Raw genomic sequence first — 22,078 nt, forward strand, 5'->3', positions numbered from 1 at the left:
TAGGCTTCCCATGTGTCACCTGATTAGGGTATCGAGATGCGTACAAAAACAAAAAAAACCACCGTATACGATGTAGCGAGACTGGCAGGGGTATCTCCCAGTACGGTTTCTCGTTTTCTTAATCGAACGACTTATGTGTCGGATGATAAGAGTCAGAACATAGAACAAGCGATCAAAGACACGGGTTATAAACCTAACTTTCAAATGCAAGAGAACATCAACCGTCGCTCACTGACGATTGGTGTATTAGTTCAACACCCTGATAGCCCCTACACCAGTCGCATTCTCAATGACATGGAGAAAACTCTGATTGCTCAAGGTTACTCTTTGGTGATTGCGACAGGACATTGGCAGAAAAAACTGGAATTACATGCGCTGGAGTATCTGGCGAAAAGTAATGTTGATGGCATGATCATCGTGACCGGCAGTGTGACTAAAGAAGATATTGCTAAATACGCTCAAGACATCCCGGTCGTGGCGGTGGGGTATGACATTGTTGATGATAATATTCGTACGATTAACATTGATAATGTGCTGGGAGGTTATATGGCCACTTTGCATCTTCTCCAGCAAGGGCATGTAAATATCGCTCATATCAAAGGGCTTTCTAGTCAGCCTGATTCTGGAAATCGCTTTGAAGGCTATAAAAAAGCACTTCAAGAGGCTGGCATAAAAGTGATGCCCAAATTGGTTAAGCAGGGTGATTTTAGTAGTGAGTCTGGGTATGAGAAAACCGTCGAACTGATCGAGTCTAAGATTCATTTTTCAGCTCTGTTTGCAGCAAATGATCAAACGGCTTATGGCGCGATTAAGGCGCTGCATGATCATGGTTATAAAGTGCCAGAAGATGTATCAGTGATTGGGTTTGATGACTTACCAACCTCCAAGTATTTCACACCAGCGCTAACCACCTTGAGACAGCCGATTGAAGAGATTGGAGAGGTGTGTGCTCAGTCGATTTTGAATCTATTATCTGGTGAGAGGCATGAGGCTCGATTGCCACCGATTGATTTGATTGTGAGAGAGTCGACCAAGTCTTTGTATCGTTAGTATGCCATGAAGTGATTTGATGCCAGGGAATGACACTTCGAGATGAATTATTTCCCTTCAGAAACGAAAAATGTCGCATCCATGCGACATTTTTCTTTTGGCGGCCAAACCAGTTTTGCTATATCCATTCTAGATTGCAATCCATTAGATGCTTTTTCAGAATGTAGTTATAAGACGCTGTTAATGTTGATTAGTTCCCTTTACGCTGCATTTTTTTTAGATTTATTTTCTAAATCGAATGACGCAGCGATGAGTTTTTTGGTGTAGTTATTTTTCGGGTTGTTGAAAATATCTTCCGCAGAGCCTTCTTCCATCACTTCCCCTTTCTGCATCACCAAAACACGATCCGACAGTGCTTTCACTATCGAGAGATCATGGCTGATGAAAAGGAAGCCGATGTTGTGCTTTGCTTGAATGTCTTTCAACAGGTCGATTACTGTGAGTTGTACCGAGCGATCGAGTGCTGAAGTCGGCTCATCAAGTAAAATGAAAGAGGGTTCAAGAATAAGTGCACGAGCAATCGCGATACGTTGTCTTTGTCCGCCAGAGAACTCATGCGGATAACGGTTAATTGAATTGGGTTCTAGACGCACTTCAATCAGCGCTTTGCGTGCTCGTTCCAATCGTTCTTTCTTAGAGAGTTGAGGTTGATGCACCGTTAAGCCTTCGGTGATAATTTCTCCAACTGTCATGCGTGGTGACAAAGAACCATAAGGGTCTTGGAACACCATCTGTACATCTTTCTTGAGCTTATGACGTTCTCTGTCGGTTAATAAACTGACATCTTGGCCTTTATAAACAATGCGTCCGGTACTTGGTAGTAAACCGATTAACGCTCGTCCCAGTGTTGACTTGCCTGAGCCAGATTCACCCACAATGCCTAACGTTTCACCTTGTTTAAGGGTCAATGAGATGCCTTTTACAGCTTCGAAGTACTGACTCTTACTTTTGATAAAGTGCGATTTAACCAAGAATTGGACCCGTATGTCTTCAGCATTTAACAATTCTTGGGCTGATTCATGGACAGGAATCTTAGCGCCTTTCGGAATCGAGTTAATCAGCATGCGTGTGTAATCGTGCTTAGGGCTATCGAATAGCTCTTGAGTCTGCCCCTCTTCAACCAATTCCCCTTTGCACATCACTAGTACCCGGTCGGCAAAGTGCTTCACTACACCAAGGTCATGGGTGATGAACAAAATCGCCATGCCCATCTTGCTTTGAATCTCTTTGATTAAAGAGAGCACTTCCGCCTGAACCGTTACGTCCAATGCGGTTGTGGGTTCATCGGCAATCAGAATGTCAGGTTCATTGATCAGCGCCATTGCGATCATGATGCGCTGTAACTGACCACCTGAAAACTCATGCGGATACTTGGTGTAAGCCTGCTCTGGCATTGGTAGATGAACAAGCTCAAACAACTCAAGTACGCGCTGTTTGGCCTTTGACTTCGATACCTTACGGTGACACATGATGGCTTCAGCTACTTGAATGCCTACACGCATATATGGGTTCAAAGAGGTCATAGGCTCTTGAAAGATCATGCCGATTCTGTCACCCCGGATTGACTGCATTTGGCGTTCTGTTTTTTCTAGTATCGATTGTCCTTCGAACTCTATTTGAGATTGAGGGTCAATAATGGCGTTATCAGGAAGTAAACGCATCAGCGCGTTGGAAGAGACTGATTTACCTGAACCCGACTCACCAACAATGGCCAAGGTTTCGCTGGAGTTAAGGGTAAAGTTAACCTTTTTAACCGCATCAATGATTCCATCATTGGTTGTGAAGCTAACGGAGAGGTTATTGACTTTGAGAATGGCCCGGTCCGACATGATATATCCTTATCAATTTAAGACATTTGGTGAAGATTGAACTTCTGACGTTGTTTTAAGTTGCCCAAAATGATGATGAGCACGTTGAATTTGTTCTAGTTCCAGCATCCAATGCGAACTGCGCTGAGCACTGCAAAAAGCGATCAGGTGATTGAGTAAATCTTCACTCTGTTTTTCTAATAATCCAAAGGTACGTTGAATCAGCTCAGTGCTTTCAAGCGAGATAAATTGCATCAGTGCGTACGACTGATTCAATGTATCGAAGGCTTGCTGCTGTTGACCTAGACGATTGAGAATCTCTGATTGAGCAACACTTGCGTCTCTAAGCCCTGCAAGTAAACAAGCAAACTGGCAAGGTTTAATGTCGCTTTGATACGCAGCATCTTGGATGTGATGAGGAAGAGAAATAAGAACATCATTGTATAGGCGCTGCGCTTCAGGCCAGTGACCTTGTTCCATTAATTGTTCAGCTTTTAGGTAGTGCATCCAGCATCGTTCAATTTCCATATCCACATCCTCAATTTATAGTATTTTAAAATGTTAATGATATTTATTATCAATTGCAAATTAAAATCATTTGCATGTTAACTTGATGAATAAAATAACCCCTGGTTCGTAAAAATGACTCAAATTGTGTGTTATTTGTTCGGTTGAACAGCGATGCAGCGTAAGTCACTAAATTTAGAGGAAATTACATCTACACTGATTTTATCTACACCCAAGTAATGAAGGACTAAGGAGGCGGCGATGGCGATGCAAAGACTCAATACAGAACAGCTGTATCAGGTAGCAGATCTAGACAAACTACCATGTAAGTCGACCAAAGAACTGGCTCCAATTGACGAGATCGTCGGGCAAGAACGCGCTCAAAAGGCCGTTGAGTTCGCGATGTCAATCAAGGAAAAGGGTTACAACATTTATGCGATAGGGCGAAATGGTCTTGGTAAACGTACCATGATCTTGCGCTATCTAAACCGACATCCTCAAGAAGTGCAGGAGCTTTTTGATTGGTGTTATATCGCTAACTTTGAAGATATTCGTACACCGAAGGTACTTAAGTTACCGAGTGGCGTGGGCAGCAGCTTAAAGCAAGATATTGAGAAGTTGATGCGTAAACTGCTCAAAGCAATGCCTCTTGCATTCGATAATGAGATGTACTTTAGCCGCGCCGATAGGCTCAAAAATCAATTGGCTGCTAAACAACAAGCGGCATTAGAAGCCATTAGCCAAGAGGCAAAAGACAAAGGGATCAACCTGACGATTACAACACAGGGTGATTATCAGTTTGTCGCAATGAATGGTGATGAGCTTCATACTGAGGAGAGCTTCGATCTACTTTCATCGGAAGAACAAGACGAATTTGATAAAACCATCGATATTTTAGAGGTTGGGTTAAGAACCATTTCTCGTGAATTGACGGAGCTTGAAGAGACGTATACAGAGAAAATCCAAAAGCTCAATGATGATACCGCAAGAGATGTGATCACTCACTTCATCAAGCAGTTGAAGAAGGATTACAGTCAATATCCTGATATCAAAAAATACCTCACAGCACTGCGTAAAGACATCGTCGACAACGCTGACATTTTCTTAGAAGAGAGCACGGAGCAAGCTGAGGTTGCGACGGCTTCGTTGGATAAGAAAATGCCGCGTCGCTACAAGGTTAACGTCATTGTTAGCCAGAAAGAGCAATCTCTACCGATTGTTGTTGAAGAAAATCCGAACTATCACTCTCTGTTTGGTTATGTAGAAACGGCGACGTTTAAGGGTACTGTATTTACTGACTTTTCATTGATTCGCGCAGGTAGCTTACACCGAGCGAATGGCGGCGTACTGCTAATGGATGCGGTGAAGGTACTTGAGCAGCCGTACGTTTGGGAAGGTTTGAAGCGAGCGCTACGCTCACGTCAATTGAGCTTCACTTCGTTAGAAAAAGAGGTGACGTTAACGGGAGCGGTATCGCTAGATCCTGAACCTATCCCGCTGGACGTTAAGATCATCCTGTTTGGTGATTATCGTACTTACCAACTGCTGCAGCACTACGATGCGGAGTTCGGTGAATTGTTCCGTGTGACGGCTGATTTTGAAGATGAGATGAAGCGTACTGCGGATTCTGAAATGCATTACGCGCGCTTTATTTCGAGCATCGTGCACGACAACAACATGCTGCATTGTGACCGCAAAGCAATTGCTCGCATCATTGAGCACAGCTCCCGCCAGGCTGGCGATCAAGGTAAGTTATCGTTGCATTCGGCGCATATTGCGAACCTACTTCGAGAGTCGAACTACGTTGCTAGAGGTGCGAAATCGAACCTGATTCGGGCTTCACACGTTGATCAAGCATTGTCTAACCAGCAGATGCGTGTTGGCCGATTGCAAGACAGCGTAATGGAAACTTTCACTAACGGTACAACACTTATTCATGTTGATGGTCAAGCAGTTGGGCAAGTGAATGCACTTTCTGTACTGAGCACAACCGATCATATGTTTGGCGCCCCTAACCGAATCACGGCAACGACGGCCTATGGTGACGGTGAGGTGATTGATATTGAAAGAAATGTAGATCTCGGCGGCAGCATTCACTCGAAAGGCGTGATGATCTTGTCGGCCTACCTTTCTTCTGTATTTGGTAAGACAGCGAAAGTCCCACTCACCACTAATATCACCTTCGAGCAATCATATGGTGGTGTCGATGGTGACAGTGCGAGTATGGCTGAGTTCTGTGCGGTGGTTTCAGCGTTTTCTAAGCAGCCAAACCGTCAAGATATCGCAATTACGGGCTCTATGAACCAGTTTGGTGAGTCTCAGCCAATTGGTGGTGTGAACGAGAAGATAGAAGGCTTCTTTGATGTGTGTGAAATCAAAGGGCGCTCAAACGAACAAGGGGTGATCATCCCACGCTCGAATGTTCATAACCTGATGCTGCGTAGCGACATCGTAAAAGCAGTTGAAAAGGGCGAGTTTAATATCTGGGCGATTGATCATGTAACAGAAGCGATTGAGTTGTTTACAGGCAAAGCCGCAGGTGAGGCAAGTGATGAGGGGAGTTATCCAATTGATACTATCTTTGGTATCGCTCAAGCTAAACTGAACGCATTGCGTAAATAGCTGAATACTTAGTTAGTTTATGACTAGATAAACAGACAAACAAAAAAATAACAGCCAAAACGCAAAAGCCATCGACTCTAGGGTCGATGGCTTTTTGTTTGGTGCGAATTAGAACGCTAGTGATCGGATTTATTCGGCCTGCTGTCTTAAATAACGATATGGTCTTGGTATCAAACTAGGTTACGCGTTTCGTAAGCAGAGCTTGGTGCCATCGAACTTCAATTTTGCCAACAAGTGTTTAGCGTTAGCTCGACCAATATCATCAAATTCCACACCGTATCGAGCGTAGTGCGTCGATTTTTGCAGATTACAGATGACACCCCTCAATGGTGGAATCAGTGGGCCATTGTAGTTTTCAGGTGTAATCTCGATAGACACTCGGTCGGCAATTTGAATCGCACGAGAGGTTGGTGAGGTAACAAAGCGACAACCACTTTTTGATAAGTCTCTTATCTCACAATTTGCTCGTTGGTCGTTGAAAATAATTCTTGAAGCTAAGTTCACTTCGTAGCGTGTTTCTTTACGCAGTTGAGTCACTTGCATCGTACTTGGCGTTGAGAGTACAAGAATAGGGAAGGGTTCACCAACCTTATGGTGGATTTGGCTTCTAAAGTGGATAAGCGCGCCTTCACCTCGCAAAGAGTAAGCACGAGCCGTCATCCAAAAACCTTCTTGAAAGAAAAAATTCAGGTCTTCGTTGGATACCTCGGGAACCTCAACCACAATACAGTTATCACTGTGCGTTCCGATAAATTTGGTGGTGGCGAGAAACTTAGTGCCAACCGGAGTCGAGACATTTAATGTCAGTTCACTGCCGTGCTCAATCATGGCCAGTGCATCGGTGCTGTTTATCGTAGAAACGGTGCGGTTACGAGGATCTTGAAGTGCCTGATTATGCTCCAAAGGCTTCTTCAGTGGTGCGTTCATTATATGTTCTCCATGCGCCAACATGCGTCTGTTAGATATTGATGACTTGCTAACAAGGGGTAATTACGTGCTAGATTTAGTAGGTGTACTTACATCGATTTATAGAGTGTCTTTTCTTTGGATGGATTTTATATTAACCCAGAGAATTGAAATTATTTACTTTGTTTGTAAGTACTTAGTTTTATTTATATGCACTTGCGTTAGTCTATTACATGGAACTCATACTTCAAACTTTAATTGTTTGTCGTATCAATTATTTGTAGGAGTTGAGAATGAAGGCAATAAAATGGGTTCAAGATGAGAACCAGATCACAGTTGAACTCGAACCAAACCAATTTGCAGTCGTTAAGTACCACAAACAAGGGGATGTGCTTCATATCACCTCGACTCGTATCCCTGATGAACTGCAAGGCAAGGGCTTTGGTAAGGTGATGATGGAATCTATTTTACCTGAAATAGAACAGGCAGGTTTTAAGATCGTTCCAGTGTGCAGTTATGTTGTTCACTACATGCATAGGCAGAAACAATGGTCGCATCTTTTAGCGTCTGAGGCATAAATGGTACTTATGTCTCAATCAATTGTGCCAAAACCAAAGCCATCAAAACAACTTAGCCAAACTGAAGCCGATTCGAGCCAATCGGTTCCCGTACTTTATCAGAAAATTGCCAACTCGCTCGGATGCAATGAAGTCGTTGATATACAAGTTATTCAACGCTTGTGGGGCGGTTACGGCGAGTTAGTTCGCTTGGTCTTTGTTAAAAATAACAGTGCTTCGATGAACAGCGTCATCGTTAAGCATGTCGTATTGCCAGATAAAGCCGAACACCCCAAGGGGTGGAACACCAAATTATCTCATCAGCGAAAGGTGCACTCTTACCAAGTTGAGACGAAATGGTATCAATCGTTCACCCAACAGTGGGACGAACGTTGCCCTATACCTACAGGGTTGCACTGTGAACTAGAAGAGAATGAGTGGCTAATTGTGATGCAAGACTTAGCGGATATAGGCTTTCCGTTAACTTCTCAGTTTGATGTGTTTGATGCTTTTGATGTTGTGGAGACCGAAGATACTCAGTCTGAACGAGCTTCTGGTTATACACTAGAAGAACATAAACAACGCGATGCTTGCCTAAAATGGCTCGCTAACTTTCACGCAAAGCACATCAATGTAGATCAAGAACAATCAGCCTCATTGTGGCAAGTCGGCACATATTGGCATTTAGACACACGTCCTGATGAGTTAAACACTTTGACTGATTTACCCTTGAAGAACCAAGCCAAGCACATCGACCATTTACTCAAAAAGTGTCCGTATCCAACCTTGGTACATGGCGACGCCAAGCTTGCCAATTTCTGTTTTGATTCAGAAATCCAAAACGCAGCTGCCGTCGATTTCCAATATGTGGGTCACGGTTGTGCGATGAAAGATGTCGCTTTGTTCATGAGTAGTGCGGTGAGGCCGCAAGACTGCGCTGAACTTGAGTCACAGGTACTGGATATTTACTTCCGACACTTGAAAGAGGCATTGGCGTACTATCAGCCACAGCTTTCGTTCTATGAAGTCGAATCCGCTTGGCGACCAATGTTCTATGTCGCATGGGCCGACTTCCAACGTTTCGTAAAAGGCTGGAGCCCAGAGCATTGGAAGATTAACCCGTATACTGAGCAGTTGACCTTACGAGTGCTTACTCAATTAGACGAACAGGAGTCCGTCAATGTTCGATAGAACTGCGAGCTGGAAAACGCCGCAAAACTTTTTATTACTGATTTCGATTGTTGTTCCTATCGCGTTTTCGAGCTGGATGGCACTGCTTAATAACTTCGTGATTGAAAAAGCGAACTTTGATGGTGCGGATATTGGTTTATTGCAAAGTGTTCGTGAAATACCTGGTTTCTTAGCGTTTACCGTAGTGTTTGTGCTGGCCTTCATACGTGAACAACGCTTTATGTTGATATCGCTAGCGATGCTCACTGTAGGCACCGCGATTACGGGTCTGTTCCCTTCACTCACTGGTCTGTTGCTGACTACGATTTTGATGTCGACGGGCTTCCACTATTTTGAAACGCTGAAGCAGTCTTTGTCACTACAATGGTTGAGTAAAGAAGAAGCACCAGAGATGTTAGGTAAGATGATCTCCGTTGGCGCGTTGGCATCTTTAATCACTTATGGCTCCATTTGGGTGATGTTAGAGCAACTCAAACTCGACTTTGCTTGGGTGTATGGCATCACTGGCGGAATTGGTTTTGTTTTAGTTTTGGTGATGACCTTTGGTTTCCCTGAATTTCAGACTAAGACCCAACAAAATAAGAAACTGGTATTGAGAAAGCGTTACTGGCTCTACTACGCACTAACGTTTATGAGTGGTGCAAGAAGACAAATCTTCACCGTATTTGCAGGCTTTCTGATGGTAGAGAAATTCGGTTACTCGGCAGCTGACATAACGCTATTGTTCTTAATCAACTACCTATTTAACTTCTTGTTCGCAAAACGTATTGGTCGATTTATTGGTGTGGTGGGTGAGCGTAAGGCGCTGATTTTCGAGTATGTCGGTTTGATTGGTGTATTTGTCGGTTATGGCTTAGTGCAAAACGCAGAGTGGGCGGCAGCACTTTACGTGGTCGATCATTTGTTCTTTGCATTGGCACTAGCGATCAAAACTTACTTTCAGAAAATTGCAGATCCGGCTGACATGGCATCAACCGCTGGTGTCTCTTTCACCATCAATCATATTGCAGCGGTCGTTATTCCAGTGGTGTTTGGTGTGATTTGGTTGTCTTCTCCTGCAACGGTTTTCTATATTGGTGCAGTGATGGCCGTGGTTTCTCTAGCGCTATCTTTAAACATTCCGAAGAAACCTGAAGAGGGCAACGAAGTGCGAATGTTTAGCTGGCGCTAATGTTGGTCTCGATATTATAAAATAAGCAAAAAGCTCCAATAGTGATATTGGAGCTTTTTGTTTATGTGGGATATGTATATCTAATCCGCAAAATAGGTTTCACGCGGATCAGTTTCTTACGGTTTTTAATTCGGTACGCAGCTTGAAAATTCCCTTTGGTGCCTTGGTGAGTAAAATGCCGCAAAGTAGGGGGATCATCATAAACAATGATTGTTCAGATAGAACTTCACCGTTGACGTAACAAGATATTAGCAGCGCTACTACCGGGAAAATCAAAAAGCAGATAGACGCTTGGAAAGGGGTCGAAACCTGTCCTAATTTGAAGTAAGCCACAATGCCGCCAACACTCGCGACAAAGCCTAGGTAAACCACGGCTGAGATTGAATCCCCAGTGAAGGATTCAACATTCACGTTTTCACCTACAGCTGAAACAGCGAATAAGAATAAAGCAGCAATCAGGCTCGGTACGGCGTTGTAGGTCAGTACTTCAATACCTTTGCAGTGCTTTTGAACCAGCACATACATAACTGCGTGAATCGCAACAGCAAGGCCTAAGCAAACCGTGCCAATTAGGTAGTCATCGCCACCCATCTGCATTTCGTTGCCAAGGATTAAACATAGGCTCACAACAGCAGTAATCAAACCGAATATCTGGTGCTTCGCCAGTCGTAGACTTAAGAATAAGCCAGACATCAGCATCACAACCACAGGCATGTTGGCGAAGATGATCGACGCTAAACCTGAAGAGATGTATTGCTCGCCATAGATCATCAACGTAAACGGAATCGCGAAATACATCAGCGCAACAATAAGCAGCCATTGGCGCTTACCTTTAGGGAACAGCAGTGGTTGGTTGAAGACTTTCGCTAATACCGCAAGCAGAGGTGCTGCAAGTAAAAAGCGTAACGCAGTAGCAAAAATAGGTGGGATAGAATGCAATGCTACTTCCATAGCGAACCAAGTGGTTCCCCAAATTAAGCAAACAGAGACAAAAAGCAAGATAGTTAGAGACTTCGAATTCATGGTGACTACTCATTAATAATTATTTTAAATCATAAGCTTGTGGCGCCTTAATGACGTGGCACAGTATAAGTAGGTCGTCGGAGAAATTTTTTGTCTTTTTATCTCTAATTGAAATGAAATATAGAAATTAAATCTCTAATGTAATCTTTTTTAATGATTTATTTTCACAAAGGCAGGGTGAGTTAAAGTTATTGTTCTTTTTGAGGGTTTAATTTAGTTCAAGGAATGATCAACTCGGCGAGTATGGCTGCTGGATTATTGTTTTTAGCGTAGCAGCAAAAAGCGCGCCCACAATGAGGCGCGTTCTTGATCAATACGTTTAAGAGACAGTGTCTACTGCGTAACAGGCTTAACTTGTTTGGACTGTCTTACTGCCAGAATAAGTTGCGGTAGTAGTGACATCACGATCATGCCTGTCATCAGTGAATACTGTACTGGAGTAAAGGATTCACCCATCAACACCATCCCCGTAACGATGCCAGCCACTGGGTTAGCGATGCCACCGAAGGTGAAATCAACCACAGACATACGTTGTAGTAACCATACATACATACCGTAACCAAGCGCAGTATTTAGCCCAATTACCCACAATAGACCCATTGCATTGCGAGAATCGAAATGAGTGACAGCATTAACATAAGGTTGCGGGTCGATGAACGCATGAACGCCAGACGCGACAGATAAAATCGCACCGCCTAGAATCAGCTGCCACGTTAATACCTTCCACCAGTGCATGCGATTACCCAGTGATTTGGTAAGACTGCTGCCGATCACAATACACATGATTGCGGCGAACATGGCACCTAAACCGATTGGATTCAAAGCGATTTGGCTTGGGTTAAACAGTATCCACGCTAAGGTGATCAAGCCAATACCAGACAGGGCTTGAATTAAATGCGGGCGCTGCTTTTTCACTACCCAATGGAAGATCATCGCGAACACAGGCACAGAGATCATACCCACGCCAGAAATCGCTGAAGGCAGCGTTAGTGCCATCACGAAGATCAGGCCAAAGAAGGTCGCAATATTGATAAGACCCAATGTTAAAATGATCTGCCACTCGCCGTTTTTAGGCAGTGTCGGCTTTACTGCTAGCAATAACAAACCAGCAGGTAACGCACGCAAAGCACCTAATAATAATGGTGGCCACTCCTGTAGCGTAAATTGCGTCACTGCATAGGTTGTTCCCCAAAAGAACGCGGGGATCATTGCTAATAATATGTTCATTTAAAATATCTTTACGTTAAGATAACTATTGTGTGAACTGTATACTGAGAACTAGTGGTTGTAAAGTATCTTTATGTTAAACTAGTTTGAAGTAAACAAGACTAATCACGGAGCTAGATTGCAAATGGATGCTATCGACCGCGTTGTAGAGCAATGGGCAAAGGAAAAGCCCGAATTAGAAACTGAGCCTATGGCAATGATGGGCCGGATTATGCGTATTGCCAAGTATATGGAGACGCAAGTTGCCGAGCTTCATAAAAAATACGACATGAAGCTGGGTGAGTTTGATGTGCTGGCGACGTTGCGACGTTCTGGAAAGCCTTACCGACTGACTCCGTCAGAATTGATCGGCTCGATGATGCTGACATCAGGCGCGATGACCAATCGCCTTGATAAGCTAGAAGCGAAAGGGCTGATCAGTCGTGAGCACAGTAAAGAAGACAGACGCAGCGTGAGTGTTCAGTTAACAAAAGATGGTCTTATTCTTATTGACCAAATGATGACTGAGCATGTTGAAACGCAGAAGAAGCTTGTGAAATCTCTGTCTGCGAGCCAGAAGAAAAATACTAACCAGCTGCTGAAAACATGGTTGAGTGCTTACGAGTAATTGACTGGCTGGAGCGGCTTGCTGAATTTATTGAACTGAGCTAACTTAATCTGATTTGAAAACCGAAGTGATGAGCTTCGGTTTTTTGTGTTTGTTAAATGGGTTTACATCTCTGACTCATTTAGATGGCTTAGGTTGAGCCGAGGCTCTCCAGCACTTCTCTAGCTTTTTCAAAGCAAGTGTTTTAATGAATTTAAGGCAATGGTAACCGCATTGAGGTTGTTCAATCTTCGGATTTAGTCAGTAATTTGTATGCGAGCATGTCTACTAAAATTTCAAACAAGTTGTTCTATTTTTCTCGTTATCATCTTAATGCTAAGTCGAATAACCTATCGGCAATGAAACTTATCAAGGCTTAGAACTATGAACACTAGATTGAACGACACACTAACTTTTTTCGCTCGTATTTTATTGGCTTACTTGTTTATTCAAGCGGGTTGGGGAAAGCTATTTAGCTATGAAGGAACCGCGGGATATATGGCATCTCAAGGAGTTAGTGCTCACTTGTTGCCTTTGGTTATCTTGCTTGAACTCGGCGGCGGGCTTGCAATTTTAGCTGGATTTATGACTCGCTTTACAGCGTTCTCGATTGCATTTTTTTCTTTAGTCTCTGGTGTTATGTTTCACTTCGACCCAAGTTCGTCGGGTCAAATGATTCACTTCTACAAAAATGTCTCTGTTGCTGGTGGGTATCTAGCGTTAGCGGTACTTGGCGCGGGATCGTTTAGTGTTGATTACTGGCTGTCTAACAAGCTAAAGCAAGATACCAAATGGACGCGCTTAATGGTTTTTGTTCGTTAGTGCTCTTTGTCTAATCACACGTTATTCGTTATTCGTTAGTGTTGTTGGCGCAACTTATGAATCAAAAAACCGAAGCCTAATCGCTTCGGTTTTTTTGTTCCTGTCTAAGAATTTCAAGTACAGAGAGTTAGCGAGTTAAGCTTGCAGCATCTCATCACTGAACAGTTCTGCGCAGCCAATACCATTAATGGCGCAGCTTTCATCAATGTCTGAAATGTCACCGCTCACGCCGATAGCACCCAATACCGTTTTATCCTTGTCTCGAATCAGTAGCCCCCCAGGAACTGGCACCATGTTTCCGTGCGCGAGCACGTTTACGGCGGAGATAAATGCTGGTCGGTTGTCAGCATCTTGGGCGAGTTTTCTAGAGGAACAACCCAGTGCGAGTGCCCCCCACGCTTTAGCGATCGCGATGTCTGGTCGCATCATGCTAGAGCCGTCTTGACGTTGCAGAGAAATCAGCTTGCCACCGCTGTCTAAGACGGCGACCGTCAAAGGTTCTGTGTGGATTTTGTTTCCTGCTTTTAAGGTTCCATCGATGATGGTTAACGCTTGTTGTAGAGTCAAACTTCCCATGTTATCTCCTAGTTTTTCAAGGGGCATATGTACCAAGCTCAGCCAGCCAATCATTACTCTTGTTTGTGAATATCATTGACTGGTTCAGCTCGGTACAAGAGTCCTAACTGGACTCTTGTAATAGCCCATAGCTGGGTAAAGTTAGGAAGGCAGCGAACTCTTCGGCTGTAGAAAGTTGATAGAAAAGATCAGCTGTCTCTTCAAATCGACCTGCTGCATAGCGCGAGTCACCGACTTCATGTTTTATCGTGTCTAACTCCTGGTAAAGCCAAGAGTGGAACAATTGTTTGGTAAAGGTTTGGCCGTCATCAAGCGTGACGCCGTGGTGGATCCATTGCCAAATATTGGCTCTTGAGATCTCTGCGGTGGCGGCATCTTCCATAAGGCCGTAGATAGGTACACAGCCGTAGCCTTGAATCCAAGCTTCGATGTAATACAGCGCAATACGGATATTCTTGCGCACGCCGGCTTCGTCGCGGCTGCCTTCACAAGGCTTTAGCAACGAGTCTGCATTGATCACATGCTCCGGGCTTTGAAAATCCATTTGGTTTACTTTGCCATCTAAGTGCTTATCAAAGATCGACATTGCCAAATCAACCAGTGCAGGGTGCGCGACCCATGTGCCGTCGTGTCCGTTCTGAGATTCTCTTTGCTTATCTTCGATAACCTTGGCGGTTACACGCGCCATTTCTTGCGGATCTTTCGCTGGAATAAAGGCCGACATACCACCCATCGCCAGTGCGCCGCGAGCATGACAAGTACGCACCAACAGTTGGCTATAGGCATTTAGAAACTCTTGATCCATGCCGATCCCGTGGCGGTCAGGCAGGATGCGGTCTTTATGGTTTTTCAGCGTTTTGATGTAGCTGAAGATGTAATCCCAACGGCCACAGTTCATTGCCACGATATGATCACGCATTGCGTACAAGATCTCTTCCATTTGGAATACGGCTGGAAGCGTCTCAACCAAAACTGTCGCACGAATGGTGCCTTTGGGTACGTGGAAATAGTTTTCGGTGAAGCTGAAAATATCGTCCCACCACTGTGCTTCTTCCATGCTCTCAAGCTTGGGAATGTAGTAGTAAACCCCTAAACCTTGTTGTGCTCGTGATTGATAGTTATGGAAAAAGTACAAGGCGAAGTCCATCAAGCAACCGCCGATAGGCTGATTGTTGAATTGGATGGATTGCTCAGGAAGGTGGATCCCTCGTGGGCGTGCGATCAGCAGTGCAGGATCGTCGTTTAATTGGTAACGCTTCTGCTTCTTCTCATCGAAATAACTAATGGTGCCAAGGTTGGCGTCTCTTAGGTTGATTTGCCCTTCGACCATATTGGCCCAAGTCGGGGAAGAGGCATCCTCAAAGCAACACATGAAGACTTTCGCGCCTGAGTTTAGCGCGTTGATCACCATCTTTCTTTCGATAGGTCCGGTGATCTCTACGCGGCGATCCAGTAACTCTGGCGGCGGTGTTGCCACTTTCCATTCATTGTTCTGACGAATGGATACGGTGTCCTTTCTGAAATTAGGTAACTCACCGTTGTCATATTGAGCTTGTTTTATGTCACGGTCATTTAGCAGGGTATGACGGCGATCTCCAAACTTATTAACAAGGGCTTCTAAGAACTTTAATGCATCTTTAGACAAGATCTCTTTGTACTCGGAGTTGTCCATCTTCCCAAGTACCTGCATACACAGCACATCTTCTCTCTCTTTCACGTCATTCATCATTGCTTGTCTCCTTTGTACAATACGATGTCATTTTGTATACAAAATTATCTTTTTAAGGATATTTATATGGTAGAAATTGTAAACAAGCAAACGGTATTTAACATTTATTTATCATTTAATCTTTTTGTAATTTATTTTTACGTAAAGAAATTTTATGTAAAGCAATGAATTGTAAGCTTTTCAGGGGAAGTGCGTACTTAATGTGATGGGTTGATGTAACAAGATTGTTTCATTCTGGGGTTGATAAATAGCGAGGATGGTTCATAGTACACAAAAGTTAGGTTAATTGTATACAATCTGAACTGGAGGTTCGAATGGCAATTATGAAAGCGATTGAAGCAGCGGTAGAAGTGCTTAAACGTGAAGGTGTAGACATCGTATTTGGTGTTCCCGGCGCAGCAATAAACCCTATGTATGCGGCTATGAAAAAACTCGGAGGAATCGACCACGTCTTAGCTCGCCACGTAGAGGGTGCATCGCATATGGCTGAAGGGTACACACGTACCAATCAAGACAATATCGGTGTGTGTATTGGTACTTCTGGCCCTGCGGGAACGGACATGATCACGGGACTTTATTCGGCGTCTGCAGATTCAATCCCAATCCTATGTATTACAGGTCAGGCCCCGCGTGCCCGCCTTCATAAAGAAGACTTCCAAGCGGTTGATATTGAATCTATCGCTAAACCAGTCACTAAGTGGGCGACTAAGGTTCTTGAACCGGCTCAAGTGCCACGTGCATTCCAAAAAGCCTTTCATTTAATGCGTTCGGGTCGTCCGGGTCCAATCCTGATTGATCTACCGATTGATGTTCAGCTGGCTGAGATTGAATTTGATATCGATACCTATGAACCGCTAGAGCCTTATAAGCCACAAGCAACACGCGCTCAGGTTGAGAAAGCATTAACCATGATGTCTCAATCGGAAAAACCGCTGATCGTATCGGGTGGTGGCGTGATTAACGCTGGCGCGTCTGAATTGTTGCAACAGTTTGCCGAGATCACTGGTGTTCCTGTTATTCCAACCTTAATGGGTTGGGGATCGATCCCGGATGATCATGAGTTAATGGCGGGTATGGTGGGGCTACAAACTTCTCACCGTTACGGTAACGAAACCATGCTGAACTCTGATTTTGTGTTTGGTGTTGGTAACCGCTGGGCTAACCGTCATACCGGTTCTGTGGATGTTTATACCGAAGGCCGAAAGTTCGTACATGTAGACATTGAACCAACCCAAATAGGCCGCGTGTTCTGCCCAGATTTAGGCATTGTCTCTGATGCGAAAGCAGCGCTAGAGCTAATGGTTGAAGTGGCGCAAGAGTGGCGTGATGCTGGCAAGCTGCCAAACCGAAATGCTTGGGCAAGTGAGTGTCAGGAACGCAAATCGACCATGCTGCGTAAAACCAATTTCGATGAAGCGCCAATGAAACCGATGCGTGTTTATGAAGAGATGAACAAGGTATTTGGTCGTGAAACTTGTTATGTGAGCACGATTGGTTTGTCGCAAATCGCTGCCGCTCAGTTCCTGCATGTTTATAAGCCGCGTAACTGGATCAACTGTGGTCAAGCTGGCCCACTAGGTTGGACAACACCAGCCGCATTGGGTGTAAGAGCAGCTGATCCAAATCGCGATATCGTTGCCATCTCTGGTGATTACGATTTCCAATTTATGATCGAAGAACTGGCGGTAGGTGCTCAATTCAACCTGCCATACATTCATGTGTTGGTGAACAACTCGTATCTAGGTTTGATTCGCCAAGCACAGCGTCAATTTGATATCGATTATTGTGTACAACTGGCGTTCGATAACCAGAATGCGCCAGAACTTGAAGGCTACGGTGTTGACCATGTAGCCGTTGTTGAAGGTTTAGGCTGTAAGGCGATTCGAGTTCGTGAGCCAGACCAAATTGCGGCGGCGTTTGAGCAAGCTAAAGAGCTGATGAACAAGCATAAGGTACCGGTTGTTGTTGAGTTGATTCTTGAGCGAGTGACCAACATTGCGATGGGCGTGGAGATCAACGCCATCAATGAATTTGAACCGCTTGCCGAAAGCCGTGGCGATGCCCCAACAGCGCTAGCGTACAAGTAATCATTAAGTCATGTGTATCCGTAGAGCTGAGGTTTAGCTCTATGGAAAGTCTCCAATAGAGCGAGGCTTGCTAAGCAACCGTAGCTCCACCAAATAACCGTTGCTTCACTAAACCGTCATAGTTTTACCAGATAAAGAATAAGGACAGAGTCATGGCAAAATTTGCAGCAAACTTGTCAATGTTATTCACGGAAGTTGATTTTATGGATCGCTTTGAAGCTGCCGCAGAAGCGGGCTTTCAAGGTGTGGAGTATCTTTTCCCTTACGCTTTTGATGCTCAGGCAATCAAAGCAAAGCTCGACGCTAATAACCTAGAGCAAGTGCTATTTAACTTGCCAGCGGGTGATTGGGATGCTGGTGATCGTGGTATCGCGGTAGACCCAACACGAGTTGAAGAGTTTCAAGCGGGTGTACCTAAAGCCATCGCTTACGCTAAAGCACTCGGTTGTACACAAGTGAATTGCTTGGCCGGGATTGTTCCGCAAGGTGTGACCCAACAAGACGCGCAATCGGCGTTTGTGATTAACCTGCATTACGCGGCAAACGCGCTAGCAGCAGAAGGCATCAGCTTAGTGATAGAAGCGATCAACACCCGCGATATTCCGGGCTTCTTCTTGAACACCACAGAGCAAGCCAAAGCGATCATAAAAGAGGTAGGGAGCGATAACCTTTCTATCCAATACGATATTTATCACATGCAAATTATGGAAGGCGATCTTACGCCGACCATGCAACAAAACATTGGCCAAATCGCACACGTGCAACTGGCGGATAACCCAGGCCGACACGAACCGGGTACTGGCGAAATCAATTACCCATTCGTACTCAATTATCTTGATGAGCTTGGCTATCAAGGCTGGGTTGGTTGCGAATACAAGCCAAAAACAACGACGACAGAAGGCCTTGGTTGGCTACACCAGTACCGTTAATTGCGTCTGGTAACCCTCAAACGTTAAGGAGAACAACATGTCTAAAATTGCATTTATAGGAACTGGCATCATGGGTAAACCTATGGCGAGTAACCTTCAAAAAGCAGGTCACGATTTGATTCTGTCGGATCACTTTAATGCAGCACCTGCCGATCTTGTGGCAGCGGGTGCAACGATCTGTCATTCACCAGCAGAAGCGGCTGAAGCAGCAGATATCATTATCCTAATGGTGCCGAATACCCCTCAAGTTGAAGATGTCCTGTTTGGTGACAACGGTGTTGAGAAAGGCCTAACGGCGGGCGGTGCAGCTGGAAAACTGGTTATCGACATGAGTTCGATCTCGCCAATCGCGACCAAAGCAATCGCAGCTCGAATCAACGAAGGCGGCGCGTCATACCTTGATGCTCCGGTATCCGGTGGCGAAGTAGGCGCGATCAATGCTGCGCTGACTATCATGGTGGGCGGTGAGCAAGACGCCTTTGATAAAGCACGACCTCTGTTCGAAATCATGGGTAAGAACATCACGCTAGTAGGCGACAACGGCGCAGGTCAAACGTGTAAGGTCGCAAACCAGATCATTGTGGCACTGAATATTGAAGCCGTATCTGAAGCCTTAGTGTTTGCTTCAAAAGCCGGTGCTGATCCAGCACGAGTCCGTCAGGCGCTACTAGGTGGCTTTGCTAACTCTAAGATATTGGAAGTACACGGCGAGCGCATGGTTGAAGGCACATTTGATCCTGGCTTTAGAATCTCGCTTCACCAGAAAGACCTGAACTTAGCGCTAACGGGCGCTCAAGAATTGGGTGTCGCGCTGCCGAATACGGCTAACGCTCAAGAGCTGTTTGGCGAGTGCGCCGAAATGGGCGGTGAAGGTTGGGACCACTCTGCGCTTATCCAAGCGATTGAGAAACGTTCTGACCACTCGATTCGTTAATTAATTCGGGCTGCTATTGATTCGTAGCCCACCTGTTTGTTTATAAATCGCGTAGTTTCGTCTCCTTTTATACGCGTTCCTGATACGAGGCAGAGGTTGAAGTTGTTCCTTTCCAACTTGATCTTAGCAGGCACCCTTTAGCCTTGTATCGGGGTTCTTTTTTTCTCCGTCAACTAAGGAGTGGCTGATGGACATTGATGCTAAGCAGTTTCTACAAACCCTTTTCTCAAGTGCTGTTAATCAGGCGCTACCTAAAAATCACATCGAACCTTTTCTTCCTAAAGACATTTTTTATCGCTCAGCTAACCAAGCTGGGCGAACTGTGGTAATTGGCGCAGGAAAAGCCGCCGCGTCGATGGCCGCTGAGCTAGAGGCCGTCTGGCAAGTTAAGCAACAGCAAGATCTCGCACTGCGTGACCTTGAAGGTCTCGTCGTGACCCGCTACGAACACACTGCACCTTGCGAACACATTGAGGTGATCGAAGCGGCGCACCCCGTCCCGGATGTCATGGGCTTAGAAGTGAGCCAACGTATGTTGGAATTAGTGAACGGCCTGAGTGCTGACGACACCGTTATTTGTCTACTGTCTGGCGGCGGCTCTGCTTTGCTAAGTTTACCCGGTGGCGATATCAGCTTGGCAGAGAAGCAACAAATCAATAAAGCGCTGCTTAAATCTGGCGCAGCCATTGATGAGATGAACTGTGTTCGCAAACATCTATCTTCGATAAAAGGCGGTCGCTTAGCCAAAGCTGCTTATCCAGCAAGAGTTGTGTCATTGGCGATTTCTGATGTGCCGGGTGATGACATCAGTGTGATTGCCTCTGGCCCAACCGTACCCGACACCACCACGCGTTTTGATGCGATGGCAATTTTAGAACGTTATCAAATAGAAACACCACGCTCGGCATTTGAATGGTTAAATAATCCAGAGTCAGAAACCGTAAAGCCAGATGACGTATGTTGGAAAAATGCAGAGCACCATATTATCGCCACCCCGATGTCGGCATTGGAATCCGCTGCAGCAGAAGCTGAAGGCTTAGGCATTCCGGCTTATCTGTTGAGTGATTGTATAGAGGGAGAAGCGCGAGATGTTGCGAAAGTTCACGCTGCATTGGCTAAGCAAGTGGCCAATCACAAGCACCCATTTGCGACGCCTTGCGTGATACTTTCCGGCGGCGAAACCACGGTAACAGTTAAGGGAAATGGTCGCGGTGGGCGTAATTGTGAGTTCTTGTTGAGTCTATATAACGAGCTCAAGGGCCAAGACAATATCTTCGCTTTGGCCGCTGATACTGATGGGATTGATGGCGTGGAGGACAATGCGGGCGCGTGGATTACCCCACAAACATGGCAGCAAGGTTCGAGCTTGTCGCTTAAAGCGCAAGACTATCTCGATGCCAACAACAGCTACGATTTCTTCAAGCAAGTCGATGTGCTTCTTACCACGGGACCGACGTTGACCAATGTGAATGACTTCCGCGCAATATTGATTCTATAACTTGAACAGTTCAAAAACACGGTATGGAATGGTCGCTTCTTAACAAATAGAGCGGCCATTTTATTGTTATCGATGCGGTGACCTTGAGTTCTGGAATTATCTTCTGGACTAATAAAGCACGTTGATTACTATGGTTTTATTGATGAGCTGTAAGGGGGGCAATATGTCTAGGATCAGACAAAAGAATCAAGATTTAATCATCGAAGTCGCGTGTGAACAATTCGCTACTCATGGATATGCCGCAACAAAAATGGCTGATATCGCGAAAGCGGCCGACATCCCTAAACCTAATGTATTCTATTATTTCAGCTCCAAAGATAAGCTCTACAATGCCGTTCTAGAAACCGTCACTCAGCCCTTACTGGAAGCGTCACGTCCGATTGAAGAGCTCAGCGACCCTGTTGAAGCCCTATCTCAATATATTCAAACTAAGTTGATCATCTCTCGTGACCATCCACACGCCTCTAAGGTATTTGCAAACGAAGTGATGTCTGGCGCTAAAGTATTGCCGAAAGAGATTGGTGACGAACTGTATAAGCAATCCCAGATGATCCTCGATAAGTTCTCAACGTGGTCAGCACAAGACTTAATGGATGACGTTCCTGCACACCACCTGATGTTCACCATCTGGGCAGCCACCCAAACCTACGCCGATTTTGGCTGGCAGATTTGTAGCGTGATGCAGAAAGAGCAGCTCGATGATAAAGACTATGAAGATGCCGCTGAATTCATCACCCAGCTAGTGATTAAAGGGTGTGGGGTGAAAGGCTAACGTTGTTTGAACGTTTATTTAGGTCTGCGATTGCAGGCCTTTTTTGTTTGTGCATGTGAGTGAGCATATGTGCAAAGCTACTT

The 22,078-nt window shown here is 45.0% G+C and carries 19 protein-coding genes; 12 read left to right on the plus strand and 7 right to left on the minus strand.

The features are described from left to right. The first annotated feature begins 36 nt into the window (after positions 1-36). Positions 37-1,050, plus strand: coding sequence for a substrate-binding domain-containing protein (locus L8S15_RS12110; protein WP_010432657.1), 1,014 nt, complete (start codon positions 37-39; stop codon positions 1,048-1,050). 200 nt (positions 1,051-1,250) lie between these two features. Here the strand turns inward: L8S15_RS12110 and L8S15_RS12115 are convergent, their stop codons facing one another. Further along, the gene (locus tag L8S15_RS12115) at positions 1,251-2,879 is read right to left on the minus strand and encodes an ABC transporter ATP-binding protein (RefSeq protein WP_280573256.1); all 1,629 of its coding nucleotides are present in this window, start codon (positions 2,877-2,879) and stop codon (positions 1,251-1,253) included. A gap of 12 nt (positions 2,880-2,891) precedes the next feature. Further along, on the minus strand, positions 2,892-3,386 hold the full coding sequence (locus L8S15_RS12120; protein WP_010432662.1) for a hypothetical protein: 495 nt from the start codon (positions 3,384-3,386) through the stop codon (positions 2,892-2,894). 240 nt (positions 3,387-3,626) lie between these two features. Between L8S15_RS12120 and L8S15_RS12125 the strand changes: the two genes are divergently transcribed. Further along, positions 3,627-5,987: an ATP-binding protein gene (locus tag L8S15_RS12125; protein WP_016795463.1), complete on the plus strand. Its 2,361-nt coding sequence runs from the start codon at positions 3,627-3,629 to the stop codon at positions 5,985-5,987. 180 nt (positions 5,988-6,167) lie between these two features. On the opposite strand, the gene L8S15_RS12130 is transcribed toward L8S15_RS12125, so the two are convergent. Beyond that, positions 6,168-6,914: a flagellar brake protein gene (locus tag L8S15_RS12130; protein ID WP_010432668.1), complete on the minus strand. Its 747-nt coding sequence runs from the start codon at positions 6,912-6,914 to the stop codon at positions 6,168-6,170. Positions 6,915-7,186: 272 nt separating this feature from the next. On the opposite strand from L8S15_RS12130, the gene L8S15_RS12135 reads away from it, so the two are divergent. Genes L8S15_RS12135 through L8S15_RS12145 form a run of 3 tightly spaced genes read left to right on the plus strand, consistent with a single transcriptional unit; the run spans position 7,187 to position 9,812 of the window. Continuing rightward, positions 7,187-7,471, plus strand: a complete 285-nt coding sequence (locus tag L8S15_RS12135) for a GNAT family N-acetyltransferase (RefSeq protein ID WP_016766944.1) — start codon at positions 7,187-7,189, stop codon at positions 7,469-7,471. Beyond that, entirely contained in the window at positions 7,472-8,641 is a 1,170-nt protein-coding gene (locus L8S15_RS12140) for a phosphotransferase (RefSeq protein ID WP_102297867.1), read from the plus strand. It begins immediately after the preceding gene. Then, positions 8,631-9,812, plus strand: coding sequence for an MFS transporter (locus L8S15_RS12145; protein ID WP_010432674.1), 1,182 nt, complete (start codon positions 8,631-8,633; stop codon positions 9,810-9,812). The genes L8S15_RS12140 and L8S15_RS12145 overlap by 11 nt, the downstream gene beginning before the upstream one ends. Before the next feature lie 108 nt (positions 9,813-9,920). Here L8S15_RS12145 and L8S15_RS12150 read toward each other — a convergent pair whose 3' ends face one another. Further along, complete coding sequence (locus L8S15_RS12150) at positions 9,921-10,835, minus strand: DMT family transporter (RefSeq protein ID WP_010432675.1); 915 nt, start codon at positions 10,833-10,835, stop codon at positions 9,921-9,923. A gap of 333 nt (positions 10,836-11,168) precedes the next feature. Beyond that, complete coding sequence (locus L8S15_RS12155; protein WP_102297870.1) at positions 11,169-12,062, minus strand: DMT family transporter; 894 nt, start codon at positions 12,060-12,062, stop codon at positions 11,169-11,171. A gap of 124 nt (positions 12,063-12,186) precedes the next feature. Here L8S15_RS12155 and L8S15_RS12160 point away from each other — a divergent pair, with 124 nt between their 5' ends. Both L8S15_RS12160 and L8S15_RS12165 read left to right on the plus strand, forming a co-directional pair. Then, positions 12,187-12,669, plus strand: coding sequence for a MarR family transcriptional regulator (locus L8S15_RS12160; RefSeq protein ID WP_010432677.1), 483 nt, complete (start codon positions 12,187-12,189; stop codon positions 12,667-12,669). Positions 12,670-13,032: 363 nt separating this feature from the next. After that, the gene (locus L8S15_RS12165) at positions 13,033-13,470 is read left to right on the plus strand and encodes a DoxX family protein (protein WP_046209006.1); all 438 of its coding nucleotides are present in this window, start codon (positions 13,033-13,035) and stop codon (positions 13,468-13,470) included. A gap of 135 nt (positions 13,471-13,605) precedes the next feature. Here the strand turns inward: L8S15_RS12165 and L8S15_RS12170 are convergent, their stop codons facing one another. Together L8S15_RS12170 and aceB are read right to left on the minus strand one after the other, a co-directional pair. After that, positions 13,606-14,046 carry a heme-binding protein gene (locus tag L8S15_RS12170; RefSeq protein WP_008220964.1) on the minus strand — a complete coding sequence of 147 codons (441 nt, stop codon included), beginning with the start codon at positions 14,044-14,046 and terminating at the stop codon, positions 13,606-13,608. 103 nt (positions 14,047-14,149) lie between these two features. Continuing rightward, positions 14,150-15,775: a malate synthase A gene (gene aceB / locus L8S15_RS12175; protein WP_154724180.1), complete on the minus strand. Its 1,626-nt coding sequence runs from the start codon at positions 15,773-15,775 to the stop codon at positions 14,150-14,152. A gap of 314 nt (positions 15,776-16,089) precedes the next feature. Here aceB and gcl point away from each other — a divergent pair, with 314 nt between their 5' ends. The 5 genes from gcl (at position 16,090) to L8S15_RS12200 (ending at position 21,995) form a co-directional block, all read left to right on the plus strand. After that, on the plus strand, positions 16,090-17,862 hold the full coding sequence (gene gcl / locus L8S15_RS12180) for a glyoxylate carboligase (RefSeq protein WP_154724181.1): 1,773 nt from the start codon (positions 16,090-16,092) through the stop codon (positions 17,860-17,862). Between the two features lie 152 nt (positions 17,863-18,014). Beyond that, complete coding sequence (gene hyi / locus L8S15_RS12185) at positions 18,015-18,791, plus strand: hydroxypyruvate isomerase (RefSeq protein WP_016766951.1); 777 nt, start codon at positions 18,015-18,017, stop codon at positions 18,789-18,791. Positions 18,792-18,828: 37 nt separating this feature from the next. Beyond that, entirely contained in the window at positions 18,829-19,725 is an 897-nt protein-coding gene (locus L8S15_RS12190) for a 2-hydroxy-3-oxopropionate reductase (RefSeq protein WP_010432690.1), read from the plus strand. A 187-nt stretch (positions 19,726-19,912) separates the two neighbouring features. Then, positions 19,913-21,223: a glycerate kinase gene (locus L8S15_RS12195; RefSeq protein ID WP_016790085.1), complete on the plus strand. Its 1,311-nt coding sequence runs from the start codon at positions 19,913-19,915 to the stop codon at positions 21,221-21,223. A gap of 163 nt (positions 21,224-21,386) precedes the next feature. Next, positions 21,387-21,995, plus strand: a complete 609-nt coding sequence (locus L8S15_RS12200; protein WP_010432697.1) for a TetR/AcrR family transcriptional regulator — start codon at positions 21,387-21,389, stop codon at positions 21,993-21,995. Positions 21,996-22,078: the final 83 nt, after the last annotated feature.

This window comes from Vibrio sp. S/42/10 (assembly GCF_029890535.1).
Taxonomy (GTDB): domain Bacteria; phylum Pseudomonadota; class Gammaproteobacteria; order Enterobacterales; family Vibrionaceae; genus Vibrio; species Vibrio cyclitrophicus.